The following is a 25810-nucleotide window of genomic DNA, read 5'->3' on the forward strand; positions in this document are numbered from 1 at the left end:
GGAGGTGCAACTATGAAGGCATCAAGAAAACGCTTAGGAGACCTGCTCCTTGAATCAGGGGTAATTAGCGAGCAACAGTTAACGTATGCACTCGAAAATAAAAGTCGTGATGAAAAATTGGGCGACTTTTTTATTAAGGAAAATGTACTTACCGAGCAACAACTTATTGAAGTGCTGGAGTTCCAGTTAGGTATTCCCCACATTACATTGAATAAATACGCAATAGACCCGGAACTATTACAGCTTGTGCCGAGGGAGCTGGCGAAACGCGTTAACATTATGCCGGTACGTCGTGATAAAAACAAGTTGCTAATTGCGATGTCTGACCCGATGGATTATTTTGCAATTGAAGAAGTCCGTATGGCGACCGGTTGTCAAATTGAAACAAGTATTGCTGCAAAGGATGATCTATACCGGACTATTACTAAATATTATGATTTGCAGGCTTCAATGGATGCTGCTTTATCAGAAGTAGAGGTAAACAATCCCGAAGTTCAACAGGAAATTACGGATGAAGATTCTCCAATTGTAAGATTAGTCAATCAAATTATTGCTAATGGTGTTGCCCAGCGTGCATCGGATATTCATTTTGATCCGCAGGAAACAGAGTATAAAGTTCGTTATCGTACCGATGGGATATTGCGTACAGAGAGATCACTGCCAAAGCATATGCAGAATATGATGACGGCCCGTGTAAAAATTATGGGTGGTCTTAATATAACAGAAAATCGGATTCCGCAAGATGGACGTTTTAAAGTGAACATTGAATTTAAACATATTGATATTCGTCTTTCTACATTGCCTACCGTATATGGTGAAAAAATTGTTATGCGTATTTTGGATGTCAGTAACGTTGCAACCGATATTTCGCAGTTAGGATTTACAAAGAAAAACGAAACACTGTTCCAACAGATGATTGCAAAACCAAATGGCATTGTGCTTATTACTGGTCCTACAGGTTCAGGTAAATCCTCGACTTTATATGCAGCACTCTCAAACTTGAATGATGAAGAAGTAAATATTATTACGATTGAAGATCCAGTTGAATATCAGCTTAACGGCGTTAACCAGATTCAAGTTAAAGAAGAAATCGGTTTAACATTTGCTACCGGTTTACGGTCTATATTACGTCAAGATCCAGATATTATTATGGTCGGGGAAATCCGTGATACAGAGACAGCGCAAATTGCAATTCGTGCATCGCTGACAGGACATCTTGTTTTGAGTACATTACATACAAATAATGCGGTAGAATCTGTGTCACGTCTGCAAGATATGGGAATTGAACCATTTTTAATTTCTTCTTCACTTGTCGGTATAATGGCCCAGCGTCTTGTACGCCAAATTTGCAGGGATTGCAGTACGGAAATCGAGCCTTCAAATCGGGAAAGGGAAATTTTCCAATCAAATGGATTTATGGTAAATAAACTTCGTAAAGGTCGAGGTTGTGCGGCATGTGGAAACACAGGATATCGTGGTCGGCTTGCTATTCATGAATTTTTACCGGTAGACCGTGAGTTAAAGGAATTGATTTTAAAACATGCAAGTAGTTATGTAATGCGCGACTATATGAAAAAAGCAGGACATCATACGTTATTGCAGGATGGCTTATTGAAAGTGCTAGATGGTGTAACAACTACTGAAGAAGTACTAAGGGTTGCAACGATTGATTAGGAGGGGTGCAAGATGACAATGAACATACAGGATTTATTACGACGTGCATATGATGAAAAAGTATCAGATTTACATGTAACAATCGGCATTCCTCCAGTTTACCGTGTAAATGGTCAATTAAAACAGTTTGGTGATGTAAACGTAACTGCAGAAATGGTTGAACAGATGATACATCATATTTTACCCGAATATAAAGTATCGGAGTTTGAAGAAAAGGGAGAAACGGATTTTAATTATTCGTTGGAAGGGCTTTGTCGTTTCCGTGTCAATGCCTATCATCAACGAAATGCGGGGGCAATTGCCGCACGTTTAGTTTCAAGTCAAATTCCAACGATTGAATCTTTGAATATGCCAAGAATCCTCTATGATTTGTCGGAAAAACCTCAGGGACTCATTTTAGTCACTGGTCCTACAGGTTCAGGTAAATCAACTACTTTAGCCGCAATGATTGATTATATTAATGAAACGAAATCAAAGCATATTATAACTTTAGAAGATCCAATTGAATATTTACACTCGCATAAAAAGTCGGTAGTGAATCAGCGCGAAATTGGTATTGATACAAACTCGTTTGCCAATGGGCTACGTGCAGCACTTCGTCAGGATCCAGATATTATTCTAGTCGGAGAAATGCGGGATTTAGAAACGATTTCAACAGCAATTACAGCAGCAGAAACCGGACACTTAGTGTTTGCGACACTACATACATCGAGTGCACCAACAACAATTGATCGTATTATCGATGTATTCCCGCCCCATCAGCAAGGCCAAATTCGTATTCAACTTGCGAATGTACTGCAAGGTATTATTTCACAGCGATTGTTCATACGTAAAGATGCTGCAGGTCGAGTTGCAGCAACAGAAATTTTAATAGGTGTTCCAGCGGTAACTAATTTAATCCGTAATGAAAAAGTCCATCAAATTCCTAGTATTATGCAGACAGGCCGAGCGTTGGGAATGCATACATTAGAGACTTCAGTTCAATCACTTGTTTCTTCTGGTCAAGTTTCATTGAAGGAAGCCAGTTCATTTTTGAACGTTGGTGAGTATAATTGACGGTTTTTAAATATGTAGGTAGAACAAAGATGGGGGCAACACAAAAAGGAACAATCGATGCCGTAAGCAAAGCGGCAGCAATTACGAAACTCCGTGAAAAAGGAATTAACCCACGTGAGATTGAAGAATCAAAAAGTATCTGGCACAAAGAAGTCAGTTTAAGCAGGGGAAAAGTGAAAACACAGGATTTTGTAATTTACTGCCGTCAGTTTGCAACTCTAATTCGTGCAGGTGTATCACTAGTAGAAGCGACTAATATTTTAGCTAAACAAGCAACGAGCAAACCTTTAAGAAGAGCACTTGAAAAGGTGGAAGAGGATATTCGTTCCGGTATTCCTTTTTCAGACTCAGCAAAAAGTCATCCAAAAGTGTTCCCGGAGCTTTTCGTTAATATGATGAAATCCGGTGAAGCAACAGGGAATATTGATGAGATACTTGAACGTCTAGCAAATTCTTATGAAAAATCATTCCGGCTAATTAAAAAGGTGCAGTCTACATTAACTTATCCTGCAATGTTACTAATACTGATAGTTGTTGTTGTGTTTTTTATGCTCGTTTTTATCGTGCCTATGTTTGTTGAGTCGTTTGAATCGATGGATGCAGAACTGCCAATGTTAACTGTCGCAACCGTTAAACTAGGGCAATGGCTAAGACAATATTGGTGGTTACCGATTTTTATTTTCATAATCGGTATTATTGTATTCCAATATTTATATCGAAATAATAAGCAATTTAATTATATGGTGCATTACATGATGTTAAAACTGCCGATATTCGGACCACTTTTACAGAAAAGTGCAATTGCAAGATTAACTCGTAATCTATCGTCATTATTTAGCAGCGCTGTACCTATTTTACGGGCATTGACAATTTCCGAAAAAATTTTAGGGAATCCGGTTATCGGGAAAGTAGTTTTGGATGCCCGTAGTAGCCTTGAAAAAGGCAGTACATTAACCGAACCATTAGAGAAAAGTTGGATTTTTCCACCGATGGTAACGAGTATGACAAAAATTGGTGAATCAACCGGTTCTCTTGATTATATGCTGGAAAAGATCGCGGATTTTTATGAAGAAGAAGTAGAACGCAATGTGGATACGTTAAAGTCACTTATTGAGCCGCTAATGATTGTAATATTAGCGGGAGCAGTTGGGCTTATAGTAGCAGCTATCTTTATGCCGATGTTAAGTCTCTATGAAAATATATAAAAGGAAAATAGACGTTTTGCAAGGGGGCATCAAAGGGGTACAAAGCGTCAGTGCAAAAGAAAAATAGATAAAATTAAAAGGAGGATTTAATTTGTTCAAAACATTAAAGAAACGTATTAAAAATGAAAAAGGTTTATCTTTGGTAGAGCTTTTAGCGGTAATTGTTATTTTAGGAATTATTTCGGCGATTGCTGTTCCAGCGATTGGGAGTATTATCGAGAATACAAGAGATAAGGCAATTCTTTCAGATGCAGCTGGATTACTTGCTGGAGCGAAAATTGCAATTGCTGATGGTTCATGTGGTGAAGCGAGTAATAAGGTAATTATATGTAGTAATACTGTTTTGACAGAAGTTTTTGAGGGAGTGTTGATAAGTACTGATAAAGTAAGCTTTAACACTTCGACTAAAGAATATACGGTAACTTATGAAGAACTAAAAAATATTCAAAATACTGATAAATTTACTGGTGGGGGTTTCACGCCGTCAGCCACTAATAATACTATTACTGGAAATCAATTAACAGCATTACTAGGGAAATAATCACCCCTCAAAGAACACCCAACCCATAGCGCTTGGGTGTTCCATTGAGCGATGATGATACTTAGCAAGCTTAGATATAGAAGTCAAAGTATAAGGGGGAGGGGGTTCCTCTATGTTCAAAATGAAAAAGAAATCACATATGGCGCTCATTTATAATGACTATGTTGTTCGGGTACTTATTTCTAAAGAGGAAAAGCTGGAGCATCCAATCATTAATGAAATTGCATTGCCGAGAAATATTGTACAAGAAGGAACTATTGTCGATGAGATGGCAATGTTTGAATTAATAAAAGCAAATGTTCAAAACTGGGGCGGTAAAAAGCAAAATGTCCGTTTTCTAGTGCCGGATACATCGGTACTGTTGAAATCTTTTGAACATCCACCTGATGTGAACGGTAACGACCTGAAAGAATTTGTTCAGATGGAGCTGGGACGGTCGATTCATTTACCTTTTCAAGAACCGCTGATTGGTGTATACGATTCAGTAGAGGGAGATGGAAAAGCAATGTTATTTGCTGCGCCTCCTGATGAAGTAGGGAAGATGATCGGCTTACTATTGGACAATCATCTCCAACCGCAAGTCGCGGATATTTGTTCATTATGTAATTTACGTTTGCTTGAGCATATTGAATTCATAGATTCAAATCGTACATATTTAGTAACGGACTGGTCGATTAATGAATTATCGATTTGTATCTATTCTGGTGGAGAGGTCGAGTTTTTACGTTTCCAAACAATTGAAACGGCTACTGAAAATTGGAAACAGGAAGTGCTTGGAAATAATGAAATTCAATTTACTTATACAGGTGATTTGGGCAATTTCCGTACTGCTGCAACAGATCAGGTTCTTGAAATTGATCGGATGATGAACTTTTTCAAATTCTCACTTCATAAGGGCGAAAAAGAGGTCAATGAGATTGTAGTTATGGGGGACCACCCATTACTACCTACAATTGAAACGCTCTTACGGGACAATTTACCAACTGCTGTTCGAATTGTTGACGATACTGTGGTTGAAAAATATTTTCCAAACTGTAAAGCTAAGCATGCCACATTACTGGGACTTGCTTTGAAGGAGGTTAATGAATGATACCAAATATTAACCTCATGCCCAAAATTGAAAAGGGCCCGACCAGTTTAAAGTTTGCATTTATTTTGGTTGGAATATTATCAATGTTAACAATAATATTATTGGCTTTCCTTTATTACAGCGCAAAAAATGAAATAGCAGATGCCATATCAATGCGTGATACATTAATTGCGACACGTGATGAATTGCAAGTAAATGTCACATCTTTAGATACGGAAAATCAAGAGTCTTTACAAGAATCGGTGACATTTGTTGAACGTGTTTCCTACCCGGTTACACCCATTATTAGTGAAACCAAAAATTTATTACCACCCAATACGTATATGCGTTCCTATGAATTTTCTACATTAGGGGTAACGGTGATTGTGGACTTGGAAACATTAAACGCAGTATCTGTTTATGTAAGTGATCTTAAAAACAACCCTTATTTTAATGATATTAAAGTGGGGACAATCGAAGCGTTTGAAATCGACTCGATGAAAGAAGAACTACGGGAGCCACAGTTTGCTGAAGTTCCTCGCTATGAAATAGAAATTGAACTTACTATTAATGAAGAATATATAGCTGCTGGAGGTGACGAACAATGAATTCCATCTCAAGCAGCAAAAACGGAACGCTTTTACTTATCATCGCTTTAGCGATGGCTATGTTATTTGCACTCTACTCTTTTGTTGTAAAGCCGAAGCAGGAAGAAGCACAATCGATTCGTACAGAAATCAATTATTTAAATACAGAAATTAAATCGCTTGAGCAAAATGTGGCGGACAGGCAATCACAGTATTCGGAAACGGATGTAAATGAATTTATGTTACGCAAAAAGGTTCCAAATGACAGGAATATTGATTCGTTAATTTTATCTATAGAAGAAATTGAGTATGTGACAGCTTCACAGATTCGGCGTATTGAATTTAATAATTATGATACGCTCGTATCGAATTCAAACTTATTAAACTCTACCGAGAACTCTGAAGATGATGAAAGCCAGGGAATATTAGACGAGCTCCAACAAACTGAGGAATTACCTGTGTCTACCATATCCGAGGAGCCATTGCCACAGTCATTGAAATTAGTCACATTTATTATCGAGGTTACATCACCAAATGAAACAAGCCTGCTACAGTTCATCAAAGAAATTGAACAAATAGAACGGATTATGCATATTGACAGCATTGATTTTGATCTTGCTGGTGAAGAAGAGCAACTTTTTGAAGATACATCAGAAGTGGTAACAGCAGAAGTCCAAGTCACTACTTTCTACTACGAATAACAAATGGGCAGGTACAAGTAAGGAGCATCTAAAATGGAGATTATGTATACAATATTTGCGGGGATTTTTGGATTGGTATTTGGCTCATTTTACAATGTAGTCGGATTACGGGTACCGAAAAAAGAGTCGATTGTGACACCGCCATCTCACTGTGTCCATTGCAATCGACGTTTAAGCGCTTTTGAACTCGTACCTGTTTTTTCATACCTATTTCTACGAGGGAAATGCCGGACTTGTGGTGTGAAAGTGTCGCCGATTTACGCATTTACGGAACTGGTAACAGGACTTTTATTTGCGTTTGCTACATGGCAGCTTGGCATCACGTGGGAATTGGCAGTAGCTTTACTGTTTATTTCTCTATTGGTCATTATAAATGTTTCGGATATTGCGTACATGCTTATTCCGGACAAAATTCTATTGTTTTTCCTGCCGTTTCTAATCATTGGTAGAATTCTTTCGCCGCTTGATCCGTGGTGGGATAGTATAATCGGCGCCGCAATTGGATTCTCAATTTTACTGTTAATCGCCATTATTTCAAAAGGTGGAATGGGCGGCGGGGACATTAAGCTGTTTTTACTGATTGGATTAGTGTTGGGGACATTCAATACGTTATTAACCTTATTTTTGGCATCGGTGATCGGGATGATTGTCGGTATCGTCATCTTGAAAATCCGTGGGAAAGGGCGCAAAACCCCTGTACCGTTCGGACCATCAATTGCTATAGCTGCAATCATTGTTTACTTTTACGGTGACCAGCTCATCGATATGTATTTAAACCTTCTATAACGTAAAAAAAGAGGTGCCCTGAATTCATTTTCTGGGCATCCCTTTAAATATGTCTTAATAATCTATTATAACTTTCTCAAATGGGTGATTAGTCAGAAGCTCATGTGTTGCAAGTTCCACTACTTTTTCTACAGTATCTCCTAAAACTAATATGCGGTAGTTGCCAAAATCATTATAATAGGCGTCTGCTTCAACATATTGAGTCGTTTCGTTCTGTATATTTCTGCGAATATTTATGACGATTTCATAACCATCCTTTACAAATTGAATTTTTTTCAATAAAAACAACCTCCTCAACAATAGTTTATTACCGGCTGAAAGTAATTGACTAAACTTGTTGGAAGGTTGTGTAGGATCGCTAAAAATTATTCAGCATTTGGATAAATCATCGTTTTTGGATCAACATAACGGTCAAATTCCTCTTCTGTTAAAAGACCTGATGCAATAGCAGCTTCTTTTAAAGTTGTGCCTTCTTTATGTGCTGTTTTTGCGATTTTCGCCGCATTTTCATAACCGATATACGGGTTTAACGCCGTAACAAGCATTAACGAATTTTTCAAGTTAGCATCCAATACTTCCATATTCGGCTCGATACCGACTGCACAATTGTCGTTGAATGATTTCATCGAATCGGCCAACAAGCGTGCTGATTGCAGGAAGTTGTAGATGATCACTGGCTTGAATACGTTCAATTCGAAATTACCTTGTGATGCTGCAAAGGCAATTGTTGCGTCATTGCCGACAACTTGAGTCACGACCATTGTCATTGCTTCACTTTGTGTCGGGTTTACTTTACCTGGCATGATTGATGAACCTGGTTCGTTTTCAGGAATCGTAATTTCACCGATACCAGAGCGCGGACCACTTGCCAGCCAGCGTACATCATTGGCGATTTTCATTAAATCCGCAGCCAATGCTTTTAATGCACCGTGCGCTGTCACGACTTCATCATGGCTTGTCAAAGCATGGAATTTATTTTCCGCAGATGTAAATTCAATGCCTGTTAGTTTGCTGATTTCTGCAGCTGTGCGGGCACCGAATTCCGGATGGGCGTTAATGCCTGTACCAACGGCAGTACCGCCAATCGCAAGCTCTTTCATGAACTGCGTGTTCACCATAATCATTTTTTCGCATTTTAACAGCATATGGTGCCAGCCGCCAATTTCCTGACCAAGTGTAAGCGGTGTTGCATCCTGTAAATGGGTACGACCGATTTTAATAATATCGTTAAACGCTAACGCTTTTTCTCTTAATGTCGCCTGTAACAGCTTTAAGCGCGGCATTAGGTAGTTCTCTACGATTTCGACTGCAGCAATATGTAGTGCAGTAGGGAATGTGTCATTTGAGCTTTGTGACTTGTTGACGTCATCGTTAGGATGAACCTTTTCATCCGATCCGGCTGCCGTCAGCTTTTCATTCGCTAAGTGGGCAATTGTCTCGTTCACATTCATATTTGTCTGTGTACCACTGCCTGTTTGCCAGACGACAAGAGGGAAGTGTTCATCCCATTTACCTGCAAGAATTTCATCGGCTGCTTCTACAATCGCATTTTTCTTCGCATCGGATAACTTGCCTAATTTATTATTGGCAATCGCCGCTGCTTTTTTCAAAATAGTCATGGCACGGATAATTTCAATCGGCATTCTTTCTGTGCCAATTTGGAAGTTTTCTTTGCTTCGCTGTGTTTGTGCACCCCAAATTTTGTCTGCTGGTACACGAATTTCACCTAAAGTGTCTTTTTCAATACGGAATTCCAACTAAATCATCTCCTTTAATATATGTATACCCAATTTTTCATGAAAAAATGGCAAATCGTGAGGGGATTTGCCATTCTTCCAGGAGAAAAGATCAATCCAATTAATCTTTTCGAAATATGAGAAAAGTAATTAATGAGTTTCGAATCTGAACTGGGGGGAACAGTATCGAAAAGGTTTTACTAACCTTACAATGATAATGATAATCTTTATCAATTAGAAAGTCAATGCTTTTATTAAACAAATTTTTAGAAAATTCGATTTGCTGAATCTCCCAATATGTAAAACAACGCCGAAAGCACCGAACCCAATAGGATACTTTAGACGTTGTTGTTTTTGGTATTCACTTAGGAAGTCATCCCCTTAATTTTGTTAAACTATTTTTACATAAAAATCCCGGCCGTTTGTCAGTTCAGGAATTTCTATATTTTTTTCGTTTTTATAATAGTCTGAAATAATATTAGCAAGACCGGTATAGCCATTTAATAATGTTCCTTGTTTAATTTCTTTCGCGATATTATGGAACTCAAAATAGTGAAGTGCATCATCGCTCATCCCGTATAAAATTCTCTCGATATCTGCAAGGGGAATGTTGATTCCTCTCGTATATCGGCACTCACGCTTATACGTATGGTGCGGTATATTGATTGGTGTTGTTTCATTAATCATCGTCAATTGGTTCATAATGTGGCCTCCTTAAATAGTAAAATATAATTTGTTTAATATATTATACCCCAAAACAAAAATCTGTAGTCAGAATATTTACTGAATTTAGATATTTACATAACTTTTACCAATCATCTCCTTGCTGCATTTCCTCAGCCACCACTTGTAAATCATAAGCATTGATCATCAACAGCTCATATTGATCATGCTGCTCCATATACTTCTGGATGAGGCTAAGCACATATTTTGGAGATCCTTCATTTTCTTCATCGTAGACGAGCAATGTCGCATCCGTGTTATCGATAATGAACTTGTCCTTTTCAATAAACTGCCATGGTGCTTCGTAAGGGCGCTTCGTCACGCTTGTCACAAAATCTGCCTTACTTACTATATGCATATAGGTCTCTTGTTTATGCTCATTCCAATTTTTTTCCTGTTCCAAGAAGGGGGTGATAATAGAGTATCTGAGTTCTGGGTAGTCATTTTTAAGTTCCAGTACAACTTGTGCCGCCCATGTTTCAACACCTTGCTGGCCGCTGATTACGACCCATTCCAGTCCGTCTTCTATTAGGATGCGCAGCTGGTTTTCCAGTGCCTTTTTAATAACCGGGACACCAGGATGCTTGTCATTGAATATTCCTAATTCATGTGGACGGTAGCCCGTAATATAAAGTGATTTCATCATAAGTCTCCTTTGCTTAACCATCAATAAAATAAGGGCACTATGCATAACACAGCGCCCTCTAAATATACTACCTATTCACTAAAAACAGCTTTAATTTGCTCAATTGCCCAATCCAGATCTTCTTTTGAAATAATGAGCGGTGGGGCGAAGCGGATTACTGTGTCGTGTGTTTCTTTGCAAAGTAATTTACGTTCTGCCAGCTTTTCGCAGTAGGGACGAGCTGATTCGTGAAGCTCAACGCCTATGAAAAGACCGCGCCCGCGCACATCTTTAATGACCGGGTTCTTAATTTCCTGAAGTTGTGCTTTAAAGTAATTGCCAAGCTCCAATGAACGCTCTGTCAGCTTTTCATCTATTAATACATCAATCGCTGCAATCGATACGGCACATGCCAGCGGGTTACCGCCGAAAGTTGAGCCATGTGAACCTGGATTGAACACACCGAGAATATCGTCATTCGCGACAACTGCTGAAATCGGATAAACACCGCCGCCAAGCGCCTTACCTAAAATGTAGACGTCCGGTGTAACATCTTCCCATTCGCAGGCAAACAGTTTTCCTGTTCGTGATAAACCTGTTTGGATTTCATCTGCAATAAACAGAACATTATTTTCTTTACATAAGTTATATGCTGCTTTTAAGAAGCCTTCAGTCGGGATGATAATGCCTGCCTCTCCCTGAATTGGCTCGACGATAAATGCCGCTGTATTCGGTGTAATAGCTTCCTTCAGTGCATCAATATCACCGTAAGGAACTAATGTGAAACCTTCCAGCATCGGGCCGAAACCGCGCTTATACTCTGCTTCCGAGGATAAAGACACAGCACCCATTGTACGGCCATGGAAATTGCCGTTACAGCCGATAATCTGCGCTTTGTTTGCTTCAATGCCTTTTACTTCATATCCCCAGCGACGGGCTGTTTTAATCGCCGTTTCAACAGCTTCAGCACCTGTATTCATCGGCAGTACCATATTTTTTCCTGTTAGCTTACTAACTTTTTCATACCAAACGCCTAATGTCGCACTATGGAATGCACGTGACGTAAGTGTCACTGCATCTGCCTGATCTTTTAACGCCTGAATAATTTTCGGGTGGCGATGACCTTGGTTTAAGGCAGAATACGCCGAAAGCATATCTAAATAACGGTTGCCTTCAGGGTCTGTCACCCAAGAACCTTCTGCTTTTTCGATTACGATCGGAAGTGGGTGATAGTTGTGCGCCCCGAATTTTTCCGTAGTTGAAATAAGTTGTTCTGATTTTGATTTTGTTGTCATGATGAAATCCTCCTTAAGCAAATTTACTTGTAAAACAGATAAATCTATTGCGAAAGACAGAAAAAATTACATATACGATGCAGGTTTCTTCCAAATTAATGTTAACAGAATACCGAAGAAGATGACAACCGTTGCAAAGTAATATGGGTAGTTAACATCAATATCGAATAACATCCCGCCTAAAATCGGCCCGAATATATTCGCCAAACTTGTAAACATCGAATTCATTCCTCCGACGAAACCTTGCTCATTGCCGGCAATTTTTGATAAATAGCTCGTAACGGCAGGACGGAATAAGTCGAAGCCGATAAAGACGATACATGTTACAAGTAAAATAGCAAAATATGAGCTGACAACAGTCATTAAAAATACAAGAACCCCCGATAAAATTAAGCTGTAGCGAATGAGTTTAATTTCTCCCCATTTTTGTGCAAGCCGGTCAAACAGTACTACTTGCGCAACTGCTCCGAAAATCGCGCCGCCTGTAATAATGATTGCGATATCCACAGGGGTAAACCCGAATTTATGATCGACAAACAGACTGAAGAACGATTCGAATGCCGCGAGTCCGAATGATGCGACAAAAATTAAAATAAATGCAATCAAGTACATCGGTTCTAAAATGCGTTTAAATCCGGATGTTTGTGCCGGTGCATTTTCCGCATGTTCCGTATTGCGTTCCGGTTCACGCAGTAAAATAATCGATAAAATTGCTGCCGTTGTACCGAGCGCCCCTGCAAAATAGAAAGGCACACGTGTACCGAAATCAGCTAAAAATCCGCCGATGCCCGGTCCGATAATGAAACCTGTACTAATTGCCGCACTCATGTAGCCAAGTGCTTTTGATCGTGTTTCCATTGTTGTAATGTCCGCAATAAAAGCCGTAACAGCAGGCATAATAAACGCTGCACTGATTCCGCCTAGAACACGGGAAATGAAAAGAACTTCTATCGTTTTTCCTAAACCGAATAGAAATTCCGAAATACCGAAAATAAATAATCCGAGGACGATCATAATTTTACGTCCATATTTATCAACCGCTTTACCAGCGAGAGGTGAAACAATCAGTTGTGCAATCGCGAATGCTGCTGTTAAATAGCCGATAACTTGGCCGCTTAATTGCAGTTCATTCATTAGAGTAGGGAGTACCGGGATAACCAAACCGATTCCTAGAAAGGCGATGAACAGGTTTAATAATAGTAACCCTAATGTTATTTTATAGTCTTTCATTGTTATTGCTCCTTATTAAGTTGTAAAAAAATCGTTAATCCGCACTTTCTAACATAAACCCTACAGTAGCTATAGAGTCAATAGAACTGTTTTAAATAGTTGTAAAAATTAGTTAAAGCAGCTTAATCTTTAATTCCACGATGAATTGATCTTCTTCGTTTGGAGAATAGTTAAGAGGCATGAAGATTTCATAGACAACCGGAACAACCTGTATATGCTGCTCTTTTATATAATGATAAAGTTTTTGGTATTGGGTTAAATAAGTGTCCCTTTCAAAAATAAACGCAATGCATACGTAGCGTCCTGCAGGTATCGTTTTCACGTCCATATCTGTTGTTAAATGGGTAATATACCTATCTGTAATCAGCGGTGTGAAAACATGGCTGTAATGCAGCTCATCCAGACTGTCGTATTGCTCGTAAGGAAAAATACATCCATAACGATTGCTCAGCAAGCTGTTTTCAACTTCCAATGTTTTAATTAAGGAACTGTAGTACGTATTTGGAATATAGTACGGCGTCAGTTCATTTGTTTTAATCGATAAAATACGGACGGATTCTTCATTTTTGAAATAGACTGTATCCATTACATCGATCGCCAGCTGTTCTTCCATCTGCCTTTTCGTTTTATATAAGGACTGCTGAATTTCGTACATACGGTTCATTTGCTGTTCAATGACACTTTCCTGCTGTTGCAAAAAGGAGAGAAGTTCGGCAGGGGTAAACTGTTGCGCCGCTTTAATTTCCTCCAATGAGACACCGATATATTTCAATGATTTAATAATATCCAAATGATAAAATTGTGAGTCTTTGTAGTAGCGGTAATTTGTTTTAGGATCGACATAGGAAGGTTTGAATAAGCCGATCTGATCGTAGTAGCGTAATGTTTGAATAGAGATATTCGTCAGTTTGGAAACTTCACCGATTGAATAATGTTTTTCTTCCATAGGATGTCCTCCGAAGTACAATGTTATCGGTATCTTAACATTAATGGGGGATAGGGGTAAATTATTTTGGAAAACCGAAAAAATCACATCTCCATAATTTCATGAGATGTGATTGAGGTTCAATATTTTATATCCGCAGCTAGATGAACAGGGCTTTTCCTGCTGTAGAAATACCCGACGAGTAACAGTACAAGCGCGAGTGTAACGGTACCTCCTGCAAACAGCAGGGGGGCTTTAAACGTACGGAAATGAGTTTCCAGACGAGATGCAATGACCGGTCCGATAATTTGTCCAATAGCATAGAACGTAGTCAGTATTGATACGACATAGTTGCTTTGCTTTGGAAACAGTTGTCTGGAATAGGCAGTCGACATCGTTACGAGTCCGACAAACGTAAAACCAAATGACATCGCCGACAATAGTACGCTCCATGCCGATTGTGATAAAACAGGAAGCAGAATGCCGATAATCTGCAAGGAATAGGCGGTAGTCATCATCGAAACAGGTGAAAAACGAGACATGCACTTCATCCAGATCGGTGCTGACGGAATAGCAGCCAGCCCAGCAAGTACCCAACTATATCCGGCATAGGCACGCAATGATTCAATATTATAAATAATGTCGACTAAAAAAGTACCTGTAATAATATAGCCTAGTCCTTCCAAGCCGTATGCAATAATCAGCCATGGCATAAACCCGCGCCAAATATTGTTGTCCGCAGACTTTGGTTCCTTTATATGATTCGCAACTCTTAATTGTCGCCATAAAAAGATTGTCGTTGCTAAAAATAGGACAGATAATGCGCCAAGACCAAGCCAGGATCCTTGCCAATTAAAGCTCGCTTCAAAAAATGGTACGAAAAGTCCTGATAACGCGATACCCAATCCGACTCCGCTAAACAAATAGCCGCTCCAGCGGGTTAATAAATTTGCTGCTAAATAATCCATCACGATGCTTGATGTAAGAACAAATATGAAGCCACTCGTTAAGCCGGCGATAAAACGTAACACTATCCAAATTAAATAAGATTCAACCAATCCCATTAAAATGATTGAGAACACATTCAGAAATACATTAATTAATAGGAAGTTCTTTTTTGACTTGTAAACAAAGCCGGCACCTAAAGCTCCGATGAAATATCCGATATAATTGCTTGATGCGAGCCAACCGCCTTGTGCAAACGATAAGTTTTCATCTACACGCATGAACGGTAAAATCGGTGTGAAAGCAAATCGGCTAATCCCCATTGCAACAGCTAAAAATAAAATGCCCCCTAAAATAACACTGAAATGTTGACGGTTCATGAACATCCCCCCTGGAAAAACAACCCTTACAGTAATTGTAACACTCTTAAATTCAAGAGTAATAGAGAAAATACCCGCAAAACTAAGAGAAAAAAGAAAAGAGATGAAGCGAAAGTTGGATACCTTCGTTTCATCTCTATATAATCCCCTTATGAATGAACAGGTTCTCCCTGTTTCCCTTTGTGTTTTGTACTTGCTTCTTCTTTTGCGCGTTGTTTTTTCATTTTGTTGACATTCGAGCGCATTAATAAAGAAATTCCTAATGAAATTGCAATTAAGAAACTGAATAAGTAAAACAATGGTACATAGCTATTTGCAGCTTCATAAACAGTTGATGCGATTAGTGGACCGAAAATCCCACCAAGTGACCAAGTTGTTAATAAATATCCGTGAATAACACCAAGTTGTTTCGTACCGAATAAATCACTTGCAAACGCTGGTAAATTCGAGAAACCACCGCCATAACAACTAACTACTAAGAATATGAACAATTGTAATAGAATGGCGTTTGTAGTGAATGGTAGTGTAATAAAGGCAATTAATTGAATCGTGAAGAAAATAACGAATACGTTAGAACGCCCGATATAATCTGATCCAGCTGCCCAAAGTAAGCGACCGCCACCATTAAATAAGCCCATTAATCCAACCATTGCTGCAGCTGCAGCTACAGATAAACCTGCAATTTCCTGTGCCATTGGAGAAGCAACAGAAATTAACATTAAACCAGATGTAACATTAATTAAATGCATTGCCCAAAGCATCCAGAACTGCTTTGTACGTACAGCTTCACGTGCAGACATTTGTGCAATTTCAGTTGTTTTTGCTTTTCCTGATGCAATTGCTTCTTCTACTTCGCCCGGTTTAGGCGGAGCGATATAAAGTGCACCAATCATCATTAATACAAAATAGCTAATACCTAAAATAAAGTAAGTGTTTGAAATACCGAAAGACTCCATTAAGTTTACAGCTACCGGTGCGGTAATTAATGCACCAGACCCGAATCCTAATACTGCCATACCTGTCGCCAGACCTCGACGATTAGGGAACCATTTAACAAGTGTAGATACTGGAGCGATATAACCAATACCCATCCCAAGTCCACTTAACAGTCCGTAAGTCAACCAATATAAAACAACCGAATCCATAGCGATTGCGATCCCTGCGCCACCTTGACCTAAACCAAAGAGTACTGCGGCAACCATCGCTGCTTTTCTCGGTCCTAATTTCTCTACTGTACTACCAAATAGTGCGGCAGCAAAACCTGCTAACCCCATCATAATTGTAAACGCGATTGTAATTTGCGATGCATCCCACCCAAGCTCTTCAGCAATTGGATTTTTATACACGCTATATGCATAAGCTCCACCGATTGAAAGGTGAATAGCGATTGCTGATGCAGCAATTAACCAACGATTCTTTTTCAAAAAATTTCCCCCTCACACGAAAATAAATATCAGTTATACGACATTTCTCTACTTGAAGTAGTTATGTCTAAAGTATGAACGTCCATGTACATTAACTTAACATTAACTTATTATGTTGTGCAAGTAGAATTTCACAAAATATATTATCTCGAAAAAACATATATTTCTCTTTTGGGTAATAAAATTGTACTTAAGGCAATTATTTTTTGATGGTAAAAATGCGCTTTAACGTTGATAAATCAAGGTTTTGCCGGTGGTGAAGTATTAGTTTAATATAGCAATATGTTAAGGGTGGGATAATATTGTAAACTGTAATAAATTCTATTTAAATAACTAAAAATACTTAGTTGTGCAAGTAATTTCTCTTAAATGTTCGAAACGGATTATTGGAAAATACTTTTGAACTCATAATATAACAGTTACTAATACACATAAAAAACCTCATAAATAGCTTTATGCACTGCTAAATCAACGTTTTTGCTAAAGTTTATAATCTAAATAGCCCTGTTTTTATACTTTCCTTATAGAATGGCGAAACTGTTTATAACAGTTAGTTGAATAGGAAATATTTGAAGTTTCGCTGAAGAATTTTGATTGAAAAAGAAAAATATCTAGGAGGAGGTAGAGGGATTTTGTTTCAATAACCTTGAAAAAGCCTATTAAAACAGCCTTTAAATCACACAAAATATGGAACGAATTAAATATGTATAAAAGTATTTGTCCTAAATTAAAATGCAGAAAAACTATTTGACGTGTTGCAATCAGTTCTCTAAAGTCAAATTAGTGATAAGAAAAGAGGCGAGTTTTTATGAAGAAAATTGATCCAAAACAAATATCAGAACGTGAAAATTATAAATTTCTGATAGGTTCCATCATTCCAAGACCAATTGCCTTTGTTACATCGATATCTGAAGATGGGGTTGTGAACGCGGCGCCATTTAGTTTTTTCAATATCGTTTCTTCAAATCCTCCGATGATTTCGGTAAGTATCCAACGGAAAAAAGGGGAGCCAAAAGATACTGCAAGAAATATTCTTGCAAAAGAGCAATTTGTTGTCCATATTGTTGATACTGAAAATGTAGAACAAGTAAATAAAACAGCTGCAAACTTACCACCGGATGAAAGTGAGATAGCAGTTGCAGGTCTGTCATTAGTAAAGAGTGAAAAAATCGATGTTCCGGGTGTAAAGGAAGCGAAAGTCCGACTGGAATGTGTCCTTGAAAAAGCACTGGAACTTGGCGGCGATGATGAAACTGCAGGCTGCGACCTGATCATCGGAAAAGTCGTGTACTATCATATAGAAGAAACTCTGTATGAAGAAGGCCGAATTGATCCGGTAGGACTTGGCGCAATCAGTCGTCTTGCTGGAAATGACTATGCAAAAATCGGTGAGCAATTCACAATTAAACGCCCGCTTTAATAAAAGGAGAACAACGAAGAATGCAAATCAAAACAATTGAATTATTTAATATTGAATTACCATTAATTGAACCGTTTATCGTAAGCTACGGAACATATCCGAACATGCCGTCCATTATTGTAAAGATGACATCACAATGCGGTTTAGTCGGCTGGGGTGAGGCAGTTCCGGATGAACATGTGACAGGTGAAACATTGGAAGGCACTTATGCTGTATTGAAACATACATTGGCACCGGCGATGATCGGGGAAAACCCGATGAATTTTGAAAAGATCCATGCCAAAATGGACGCGCTCATCTATAGTGCGCCAGCTGCCAAAGCGGCAATTGATATCGCATGCTTTGATCTGGCAGGGAAAAAACTTGGAGTACCTGCCTATCAGTTAACAGGCGGGCGTTATTATGAGAAGTTCCCGATTACACATGTGTTAAGCATCGGAACACCTGAAAAGATGGCAAATGAAGCTGCAGAACGTGTAGAAATGGGATACAACTCATTCAAAATGAAAGTCGGACGCGATGTAGCGAGTGATGTTGCCCGCATTAAAGCAGTACGTGAACGTGTCGGGAATGAAATTGCGATTCGTGTTGATGTCAACCAAGGCTGGGTAAACAGTTCAACAACGATGCAAGCAGTTCGCGAGCTTGAACAATTGAATATCGACTGGCTGGAACAACCGGTACGTGCGGATGATATTGATGGCATGGTTGAAATTAAATCGAAAACATCGATTCCTGTCATGATTGATGAAGGTTTACGCGGTGTGCGTGAAATGCGCGAAATTATTGCAAAGCGTGCAGCAGACAAGGTAAATATTAAATTGATGAAATGCGGGGGAATGTATCCTGCAATGAAGCTAGCACATATGGCGGAAATGGCAGGGATTGAATGCCAAATCGGTTCAATGGTCGAGTCTTCGGTCGGTTCGGCGGCAGGTTTCCATGTTGCCTTTTCGAACAAAGTATTTACGAGTGTGGAATTAACAGGACCGTTAAAATTCTCAAAAGATATCGGAAACCTTCAATATAATGTCCCGTATATTCAGTTGAATGAACGTGCAGGTTTAGGTGTCGATGTGGACGAAGCGGTTTTAGCGGAATTAACACGTGACCATTGTGTGGTGCAGTAAATGATTGCGTCAGGATTTTTAGGGAATGAACGATATGAAGTGTATTTATTGGATGAAACACGTATCCCGGAATTAATCACTTTGCAGCAGGAAGTAGTCGATGCACTGCCGGACAAAGCTATATTACAGCCGCTCGATAATGAAGAGCTGAGCTTTATTTTAAGCGGGAACGGACTGATGATTGGGGTCTTCATTGAAGGAAAATTAATTGCCTTTCGAGCATTGCTGGAACCAATGATTGATGAAGAACATTTAGGCTATGATATTGGCTTGAAAACAGAGGATGAATTGCGGAAAGTACTGTATCAGGAAATTTCCAATGTTCATCCGGGTTATCGTGGTTATCGTTTGCAGCGTACGATGGCAGACATCATTATGCAGCAAGTGGATGAATCGAAATTTAATACCGTTTGTGCGACGGTCATGCCGGGCAATATCGCAAGTTTAAAGGACAAGTTTTCACAACATATGCATATTGCAGCATTAAAGCTGAAGTATGGCGGGAAACTGCGCTATGTATTTAAGAAATCACTTCCTTATAAGGCGTATGAGTGGACTGAAGAGCAATTTGTCCCAATGGATAATACGGAGGCACAGCAGCAACTTCTAAAATCAGGCTTCATTGGTATATCGATGAGAGCGGATGGGGCAGACTGGTTTATTCAATATGTAAAATAATAAAGGATGTGGCGATAATCAGTTATTCGCCACATCCTTTATCGATTTAATTCCGTCCATGTCGTATGAATACTCCTTTAAATATCATTGTCGTCAAAGCAATCCAGATCGTAACAATCACTGTTATCTTCGTATAGGTAAGATACGTCATTTTCGTCAGATGCAATGTAAGTATAGTTTGGCATGTGTATCAACTCCTTTTTATAATTATAAAATATTCAGAAAATTAAGTAAAGTACTTTTTTAAAGTACATCAACTTAGAAAAGTGGCAAAGAACGCCATGAAATCTATATTTACAGGCAATGGTTTCGCTTTCATTTCTATAAAATGACTATTTATATAATTAGTTTTCATACAGGTTTTCATACATAATTGGCTGACAACGAAGTTTTAAATTTCTTAGCTTTCTTTGAAACTTTCTGTACTGAAGAATAGTACATATTAAAAAAGAGAGGGTGATTTGATGGAGAAAAAACCGTTCAACGATTCCGATGAGCACTATCAAAAGCATGTCGGTACCCCAACTTCCTATAAGATGAAGCAAATGCCCAAGCCGATTCGATTAATTGGCTATTTTTTCTTCGGTTTCATGGCAATCGCTACTACTTTAATAATTCTATTAATGCTGTTGGACAAAATTCTCTAGTGTAACATAGAGAATTTTTTCTTTTCTTAAATAGTTATAATATTCAACATGAAAGATTAATATACTATATATTAGTCGCGTTTTATATAAATTCTGTATTTTAAAGAATAATTTTCTGCTTTATGATAATATGTTTGTAATTAATTACAGATGGGGTGGGAAGCATGGAGCAACATATTTTTGTCTCGAAACTTATACCTCCGACACCAGTCAATAACTATTTAAGAAGAGCAAAGTTAATGAAAAAGCTTTCGGATTGGCCGCATGCAAAGTGTACCATTTTACATAGTAGTGCAGGTTACGGGAAAACATCGCTTATTAGTCAATTTTTAAACGATCAAAAAACAAAATCCTCCTGGTATCAGATTACGCCGGATGATGACTCAATATTTCCGTTTTTACGTCATTTCATCTATAGTATTCAGCAGCATTTCCCATCGTTCGGCGAAAAATTAAAAGGTTGGGATGAGACGTTAAAGTTTCATAATATGGAAGAGTTACTGCAGCTTTCAAAACAAATCGCCAATGAGCTGCACTATATAAAAGATCCTTTTTTAATTGTACTGGACGATTATCACCATGTGTCGCACGTATTTCCGATCAATTACATTATGAATCAGCTGCTTCAATTTTTACCTGCCAACCTCCATATCATTGTCTCGACGAGGAAAATGCCTGAATGGAGCTGTTTGTTGACGCTTCGTATGAATAATCAGCTGATCGAGTGTTTAGAGCCGGAATTTACTTTTGCGGAAGAAGATGTTCAATATTTATTTGAAGCTTTTTTTGACCGGCAAATAACGGACGAACAAAGCGAATTTATTATGCAAATGACTGAAGGCTGGGCGATGGCGATCATGCTGCTTGGCTATAAAGCGAAATATAGTCAGGAACAGCTCATCGATATCGCGGAAGGTTCGGTCGGGAATTTTTTTGCCTACCTTTCCGCGGAAGTATTCGATAGGCTGGACGAACAACTGCAGCTTCAGCTTTTAAAGCTTGGCATTCATCAAGTGATTTCCCTTGATGTCATTACGGAATTGTACGGGGTGGAATGGATCCAGCAAGTGAAGCCGAAGTTGGATGATCTTGCGTTTATAACACCATTGGCAGGAGGAACAAAATACCGGTTCCATGCACTGTTCCAACAGTTTTTGCAGCAAAGGCTGAGCGAATACTATCCGGATCTGCATGAAGAATTCCATAAACAGGCAGCCCGGTATTATGCCAATCATAATTTAGGTGTATTAGCTGTTACCCATGCAACCCAGCTGAAAAATAACCGGTACTATATCGAGTTACTGATGCAATTTGCACCACAGTTTATTGAAGCAGGGCAGTTTGAATTTTTACTGGAACGGCTGAAAGATTTTGCGATTGAAGAAAAACCTTATCAGCTTCTTTATTATGAAGGGGAATGCCAGCGTTACCGTGCGCAATATGAACGGGCAAAAAATGCGTACAATGAATGCTTTATAAAAGCGCAGCTGCAGCAGGACCGGTTGTTTTTAATGCGCTCGCAGTTTGGGCTGGCCAATATTTATTTGGATACTCTTCAGCCGGTTTTTGCGGAACATCATCTGCAGCAGGCAATCAGCTTATTGAACGAAGTAGATGTGAATGATACAGAACGCCATCTTATTAATAGTTTGTATACCGAAAATCTGATTAATTTAGGGAAAGCGGGGGAGGCGCTGCGCTGGAGCCAGTCGCAAAACCTGCAGCTAAGCATTAATAATATCGATGCGCGTCTTTATTTGCGCCACGGTCAGCTGAATAAAGCGAAAGAGTTGCTGAATGCGCGTGTGTCAAAGCCGTTCCAGTGGGAAGAAGCACACCGAACGACCGATTTACTGCTCGTTTTGATCGATGTATTAATGGGTGAAAATACGCAAGCCTATAGCCGAATAATAGAAGGCGGAAAAGAAGCGCTCGTTGATATGCCATATACACTTGCGCTGACAAAGTTGCGTAAAGGACTGGCGCTGTTAAATATGGAGATGAAAGATTTTGAACGTGCGAAAGGCTGTTTTGATGAGACGCTTGAGCTCCTCAATCTCATTCATGTAAAACGTATTACTGCCGAGTGTTACATGGGACTTATTTTGTACCACCGCGATAATGTGTTGGAGGCGAAACGCCATGCACAAATCGGATTGAGGGAAACAAATAAAGTGCAGGATTTCTGGATGTCGGCACTGCTGTTGACGGCATTGACGAAAGTGTTGGCAGAAAACAGCCTTTTTGAAGAAGCGATTGATACGGCAAAACAGGCATTATCCTATTATGAACGCAGTGAAGATACGTACGGTCAGATGATATGTTTCTTTTGGCTGGCGTATTGTTTTGCCAAATTAAATGATCAAGAACATGCATTAACATATCATCGTCGCTTTTGGGATTTATGTGTGAATGACTATCCGTTTTTCATGGAGAAGAAAACCCTTTTCGGACCGCGCTATTTAATCGTATTTATCCAACTCGCAAAAGAGCTGCAGCAGGATTCGCTCGTATTTAGTCAGTTAAATTTAAATGCAGCGCCAAGTACGGAGCTATCATTGACGTTATTTGGTCCTGTGCAAATTTTCCGTGAGAATGAAATGATTCAGGATAAAGAGTGGAAGCGTTTGAAGGCGAAGGAACTGTTTTTGTATTTATATATTCACCGCGAGCAGTTTGTATCACGCCAGCAAATTTGCGATGCGATCTGGCAGCAGGATGAAGAAGCGATGCAACGTGATTTTAAAGTTGTTTTTAATGCGATGTTAAAAACGTTGGAGCCGACAAGATCAGCACGTGAGGAAAGCAATTTTATTAAACGCCATCAGCATTTATATAAATTGGAAGAACGCTGGATTCATAGTGACGTTGCCCACTTTATGTATTATGTGCATCGCGGATTGGAAGAAAAGACCGCCAAGCTTTCAAATGAATGGCTGAAGCTGGCGATGCGGCTTGTGGATGGCCCGTTCTGTTCTGACATGGAACGGGAATGGCTGGAACCTATTCAGGCACAATATAATGAACAAATACTGCTCATTTTAGAGCGTGTCGCCCAAAATTACGTTCGCCTGCAGCAGTTCGAAAAGGTGATTCGGTGGGCAGACCGAATTATTGCTCTTGATGACGGTCATGAAGAGGGCTACCGGTTGCTCATGCTTGCCCATTACTATTTAGGGAACCGCCGGGAAGCAATCAAATATTATGAGCGCTGTGTAGATGTACTGGACGACCAATATAAAATCACACCAATGGAACCGACCGAACGACTCTATGAGCTTGTGTTGAAAATGTAAATAAATAAATTGAGAGCTATGTTGAGGATGCCATTCAACATAGCTTTTTTATTTGGGTCCAGGAGGATCAACGCTGTTTATTAGAAAAATGGAGCGGGTTATTAGAAGAAGTGGTCTTCCGTCAATATTTCGGACAAACGTTAAGAGACTTTTTTTGCTACCGCCCTTCGGTTGCTCTGCTTTTCATCCCTCAGTGCCCAGGTCTGGGCATGGAGGGATGAAAACCCTGTAAGAGAACTTTATGAGGCATTTTGACAAACAGACTCCTGTTGATTTCTCTCAAATTGGTTTGGTGATAAATAACCGATTGTTGAATGACGTCGTCGTTCATTGTAAAAGTTTACGATATATGACTCCACGCTCTTTCTTGCTTCTTTTTTGGATTCGAAACGGTTACGATAGATCCATTCTTTTTTGATTGTGGCGTGGAAGGATTCGATACACGCATTGTCATAGGGATCTCCTTTACGACTCATGCTAATTTTAATTCCATGTTCTTTTAAAGTTCTTGTATAGCTTGTGGCACAATATTGTGCGCCTCGATCTGAATGATGAACTAATCCCTTCTCGGGTTTTCGAACTGCTAAAGCATGCTTCAAGGCTTGATCTACTAATGTTTCTTCCATATGATCTGCGATGGCCCAGCCGACGATTTTACGAGAATATAAATCCATGATTGACGCAAGATACACCCACCCCTCCAGTGTTCGGATATAAGTTATATCTGCGACCCATACTTTATTTTTCTCTTTTACTTGAAATTGACGTTTGACTAGATTCGGATAAATAAATTGATGGTGATTGGAATCCGTTGTTCGTTGAACAGTTTTCGGGATTATGGCACTTAACCCAAGGTTTCGCATCATATTCGCAATTTTCTTTTGCGAACAGACATAACCTAAACTCGCTAAGTCTTGCGCAATTCGAGGGCTACCGTATGTACCAAAACTCCTCGCATACGATCGATGAATCTGACGGGCAATCTCTGTATCACGTACTTCTTTTTCCGATAAGGGCTGTATCTGTTTTTTACGCCAATCATAATACCCGCTTTTTGAAACCATCAATACTTTACACATCATCGCAATGCCAAAGTCGTTTTTATGCTTTTCAATGAAGGCATAAATCACTCGGGGTTTTTCGCGAAGATGTGCATAGCCTTTTTTAGAATTTCATTCTCTTCTTCCAAATCGCGTAACTTCTTATCAAACGCTGCCTGCAACTTATCTACTTCGCTAGAAGTAAAGTATCGTGTGACATCCTGATTTTTCGATTCACGATAATCTTTAATCCATTTATGGATCGTTGAAGACCCGATTTCAAACTTAAATGCCAGATCTGAAACTTTTGCGCCATCTTCTAAAACAGACTTTAAAATGTATTCTTTTGTTTGTGCGTCTAATCGCTTACGAGTTTGTTTTTCTTTCATGGGTTCCACGTCCTTTTTTAGATATCTTAATCTTAAAGTGTCTCTTAAGACGTGTCCATTTTTTATACTAACCTCAGAAGTCGGTGGGATATTGAAAGATTGAGAACTGATATTCGAATATCTAGATGTGATATTAGAACAACCGCAAGAAATATTAGAAATCGCAATTATATTAGAACGAATTAATTTTTATTAGAACAAATCAGCTTTTTTTAGAACAAATCTTCAGCAATTCGCGCTCCTCAATAGTCCCACTCATCCAATGTAACTCATTTGTAACTTCGCGATGTTACATTACGGTTAAGCAG

The 25810-nt window shown here is 39.1% G+C and carries 24 protein-coding genes; 13 read left to right on the plus strand and 11 right to left on the minus strand.

Annotated features, from left to right (window positions below; genetic code table 11):
• Positions 1-12 precede the first annotated feature (12 nt).
• The 8 genes from M3166_RS14120 to M3166_RS14155 all read left to right on the plus strand — a co-directional run bounded on the left by M3166_RS14120 (position 13) and on the right by M3166_RS14155 (position 7619).
• Positions 13-1674, plus strand: a complete 1662-nt coding sequence (locus tag M3166_RS14120; RefSeq protein ID WP_251690512.1) for a GspE/PulE family protein — start codon at positions 13-15, stop codon at positions 1672-1674.
• A 12-nt stretch (positions 1675-1686) separates the two neighbouring features.
• Positions 1687-2730: a type IV pilus twitching motility protein PilT gene (locus tag M3166_RS14125; protein WP_285848924.1), complete on the plus strand. Its 1044-nt coding sequence runs from the start codon at positions 1687-1689 to the stop codon at positions 2728-2730.
• Positions 2727-3935, plus strand: coding sequence for a type II secretion system F family protein (locus tag M3166_RS14130; protein WP_251690513.1), 1209 nt, complete (start codon positions 2727-2729; stop codon positions 3933-3935). Before M3166_RS14125 ends, M3166_RS14130 begins: the two co-directional genes overlap by 4 nt.
• 91 nt (positions 3936-4026) lie before the next feature.
• Positions 4027-4476 (plus strand): pilus assembly FimT family protein, encoded by a 450-nt coding sequence (locus M3166_RS14135; protein ID WP_251690514.1) that lies wholly within the window; start codon positions 4027-4029, stop codon positions 4474-4476.
• Between the two features lie 112 nt (positions 4477-4588).
• Positions 4589-5566 (plus strand): type IV pilus biogenesis protein PilM, encoded by a 978-nt coding sequence (pilM, locus tag M3166_RS14140; RefSeq protein WP_251690515.1) that lies wholly within the window; start codon positions 4589-4591, stop codon positions 5564-5566.
• Entirely contained in the window at positions 5563-6153 is a 591-nt protein-coding gene (locus tag M3166_RS14145) for a malate synthase (RefSeq protein WP_251690516.1), read from the plus strand. The genes pilM and M3166_RS14145 overlap by 4 nt, the downstream gene beginning before the upstream one ends.
• Positions 6150-6833, plus strand: a complete 684-nt coding sequence (locus M3166_RS14150) for a potassium transporter (protein WP_251690517.1) — start codon at positions 6150-6152, stop codon at positions 6831-6833. The genes M3166_RS14145 and M3166_RS14150 overlap by 4 nt, the downstream gene beginning before the upstream one ends.
• 33 nt (positions 6834-6866) lie before the next feature.
• Positions 6867-7619 carry a prepilin peptidase gene (locus tag M3166_RS14155; RefSeq protein WP_251690518.1) on the plus strand — a complete coding sequence of 251 codons (753 nt, stop codon included), beginning with the start codon at positions 6867-6869 and terminating at the stop codon, positions 7617-7619.
• A gap of 54 nt (positions 7620-7673) precedes the next feature.
• On the opposite strand, the gene M3166_RS14160 is transcribed toward M3166_RS14155, so the two are convergent.
• The 9 genes from M3166_RS14160 to M3166_RS14200 all read right to left on the minus strand — a co-directional run bounded on the left by M3166_RS14160 (position 7674) and on the right by M3166_RS14200 (position 16902).
• Positions 7674-7898 carry a hypothetical protein gene (locus M3166_RS14160; protein ID WP_251690519.1) on the minus strand — a complete coding sequence of 75 codons (225 nt, stop codon included), beginning with the start codon at positions 7896-7898 and terminating at the stop codon, positions 7674-7676.
• Between the two features lie 86 nt (positions 7899-7984).
• Positions 7985-9376 carry a class II fumarate hydratase gene (fumC, locus tag M3166_RS14165; RefSeq protein WP_251690520.1) on the minus strand — a complete coding sequence of 464 codons (1392 nt, stop codon included), beginning with the start codon at positions 9374-9376 and terminating at the stop codon, positions 7985-7987.
• Between the two features lie 369 nt (positions 9377-9745).
• Complete coding sequence (locus M3166_RS14170) at positions 9746-10057, minus strand: hypothetical protein (protein ID WP_251690521.1); 312 nt, start codon at positions 10055-10057, stop codon at positions 9746-9748.
• Between the two features lie 106 nt (positions 10058-10163).
• A complete protein-coding gene (locus M3166_RS14175) occupies positions 10164-10724 on the minus strand; it encodes an SLOG family protein (protein ID WP_251690522.1) in 561 nt (186 codons plus the stop codon).
• Positions 10725-10795: 71 nt separating this feature from the next.
• Complete coding sequence (locus M3166_RS14180; protein ID WP_251690523.1) at positions 10796-11998, minus strand: ornithine--oxo-acid transaminase; 1203 nt, start codon at positions 11996-11998, stop codon at positions 10796-10798.
• A 66-nt stretch (positions 11999-12064) separates the two neighbouring features.
• On the minus strand, positions 12065-13228 hold the full coding sequence (gene norA / locus M3166_RS14185; protein ID WP_251690524.1) for a multidrug efflux MFS transporter NorA: 1164 nt from the start codon (positions 13226-13228) through the stop codon (positions 12065-12067).
• A 112-nt stretch (positions 13229-13340) separates the two neighbouring features.
• The gene (locus M3166_RS14190) at positions 13341-14174 is read right to left on the minus strand and encodes a MerR family transcriptional regulator (protein ID WP_251690525.1); all 834 of its coding nucleotides are present in this window, start codon (positions 14172-14174) and stop codon (positions 13341-13343) included.
• Positions 14175-14293: 119 nt separating this feature from the next.
• Positions 14294-15478 carry a YbfB/YjiJ family MFS transporter gene (locus M3166_RS14195; RefSeq protein ID WP_251690526.1) on the minus strand — a complete coding sequence of 395 codons (1185 nt, stop codon included), beginning with the start codon at positions 15476-15478 and terminating at the stop codon, positions 14294-14296.
• A 149-nt stretch (positions 15479-15627) separates the two neighbouring features.
• Complete coding sequence (locus tag M3166_RS14200; protein WP_251690527.1) at positions 15628-16902, minus strand: L-lactate MFS transporter; 1275 nt, start codon at positions 16900-16902, stop codon at positions 15628-15630.
• An 808-nt stretch (positions 16903-17710) separates the two neighbouring features.
• On the opposite strand from M3166_RS14200, the gene M3166_RS14205 reads away from it, so the two are divergent.
• The 5 genes from M3166_RS14205 (at position 17711) to M3166_RS14225 (ending at position 24073) form a co-directional block, all read left to right on the plus strand.
• On the plus strand, positions 17711-18322 hold the full coding sequence (locus tag M3166_RS14205) for a flavin reductase family protein (protein WP_251690528.1): 612 nt from the start codon (positions 17711-17713) through the stop codon (positions 18320-18322).
• 20 nt (positions 18323-18342) lie between these two features.
• Entirely contained in the window at positions 18343-19452 is a 1110-nt protein-coding gene (locus M3166_RS14210; protein WP_251690529.1) for a mandelate racemase/muconate lactonizing enzyme family protein, read from the plus strand.
• Positions 19453-20130 (plus strand): GNAT family N-acetyltransferase, encoded by a 678-nt coding sequence (locus M3166_RS14215; protein WP_251690530.1) that lies wholly within the window; start codon positions 19453-19455, stop codon positions 20128-20130.
• Between the two features lie 464 nt (positions 20131-20594).
• Positions 20595-20777, plus strand: coding sequence for an amino acid transporter (locus tag M3166_RS14220; protein ID WP_251690531.1), 183 nt, complete (start codon positions 20595-20597; stop codon positions 20775-20777).
• Between the two features lie 164 nt (positions 20778-20941).
• Positions 20942-24073, plus strand: coding sequence for a BTAD domain-containing putative transcriptional regulator (locus M3166_RS14225; RefSeq protein WP_251690532.1), 3132 nt, complete (start codon positions 20942-20944; stop codon positions 24071-24073).
• Between the two features lie 239 nt (positions 24074-24312).
• Here M3166_RS14225 and M3166_RS14230 read toward each other — a convergent pair whose 3' ends face one another.
• Positions 24313-25203 (minus strand): IS3 family transposase, encoded by an 891-nt coding sequence (locus tag M3166_RS14230; RefSeq protein ID WP_251687583.1) that lies wholly within the window; start codon positions 25201-25203, stop codon positions 24313-24315.
• The gene (locus M3166_RS14235) at positions 25200-25502 is read right to left on the minus strand and encodes a transposase (RefSeq protein WP_014822792.1); all 303 of its coding nucleotides are present in this window, start codon (positions 25500-25502) and stop codon (positions 25200-25202) included. Before M3166_RS14235 ends, M3166_RS14230 begins: the two co-directional genes overlap by 4 nt.
• Positions 25503-25810: the final 308 nt, after the last annotated feature.

Source organism: Solibacillus isronensis, assembly GCF_023715405.1.
GTDB classification, from domain to species: domain Bacteria; phylum Bacillota; class Bacilli; order Bacillales_A; family Planococcaceae; genus Solibacillus; species Solibacillus isronensis_B.

Bases quoted from the DNA above. Each gene is read 5' to 3' on its own strand.
- M3166_RS14120 (WP_251690512.1), top strand. From the start codon at position 13: ATGAAGGCATCAAGAAAACGCTTAGGAGACCTGCTCCTTGAATCAGGG.
- M3166_RS14125 (WP_285848924.1), top strand. From the start codon at position 1,687: ATGACAATGAACATACAGGATTTATTACGACGTGCATATGATGAAAAA.
- pilM (WP_251690515.1), top strand. From the start codon at position 4,589: ATGTTCAAAATGAAAAAGAAATCACATATGGCGCTCATTTATAATGAC.
- M3166_RS14145 (WP_251690516.1), top strand. From the start codon at position 5,563: ATGATACCAAATATTAACCTCATGCCCAAAATTGAAAAGGGCCCGACC.
- M3166_RS14150 (WP_251690517.1), top strand. From the start codon at position 6,150: ATGAATTCCATCTCAAGCAGCAAAAACGGAACGCTTTTACTTATCATC.
- M3166_RS14155 (WP_251690518.1), top strand. From the start codon at position 6,867: ATGGAGATTATGTATACAATATTTGCGGGGATTTTTGGATTGGTATTT.
- M3166_RS14170 (WP_251690521.1), bottom strand. From the start codon at position 10,057: ATGAACCAATTGACGATGATTAATGAAACAACACCAATCAATATACCG.
- M3166_RS14175 (WP_251690522.1), bottom strand. From the start codon at position 10,724: ATGATGAAATCACTTTATATTACGGGCTACCGTCCACATGAATTAGGA.
- M3166_RS14180 (WP_251690523.1), bottom strand. From the start codon at position 11,998: ATGACAACAAAATCAAAATCAGAACAACTTATTTCAACTACGGAAAAA.
- norA (WP_251690524.1), bottom strand. From the start codon at position 13,228: ATGAAAGACTATAAAATAACATTAGGGTTACTATTATTAAACCTGTTC.
- M3166_RS14190 (WP_251690525.1), bottom strand. From the start codon at position 14,174: ATGGAAGAAAAACATTATTCAATCGGTGAAGTTTCCAAACTGACGAAT.
- M3166_RS14195 (WP_251690526.1), bottom strand. From the start codon at position 15,478: ATGAACCGTCAACATTTCAGTGTTATTTTAGGGGGCATTTTATTTTTA.
- M3166_RS14205 (WP_251690528.1), top strand. From the start codon at position 17,711: ATGAAGAAAATTGATCCAAAACAAATATCAGAACGTGAAAATTATAAA.
- M3166_RS14210 (WP_251690529.1), top strand. From the start codon at position 18,343: ATGCAAATCAAAACAATTGAATTATTTAATATTGAATTACCATTAATT.
- M3166_RS14215 (WP_251690530.1), top strand. From the start codon at position 19,453: ATGATTGCGTCAGGATTTTTAGGGAATGAACGATATGAAGTGTATTTA.
- M3166_RS14220 (WP_251690531.1), top strand. From the start codon at position 20,595: ATGGAGAAAAAACCGTTCAACGATTCCGATGAGCACTATCAAAAGCAT.
- M3166_RS14225 (WP_251690532.1), top strand. From the start codon at position 20,942: ATGGAGCAACATATTTTTGTCTCGAAACTTATACCTCCGACACCAGTC.
- M3166_RS14235 (WP_014822792.1), bottom strand. From the start codon at position 25,502: ATGAAAGAAAAACAAACTCGTAAGCGATTAGACGCACAAACAAAAGAA.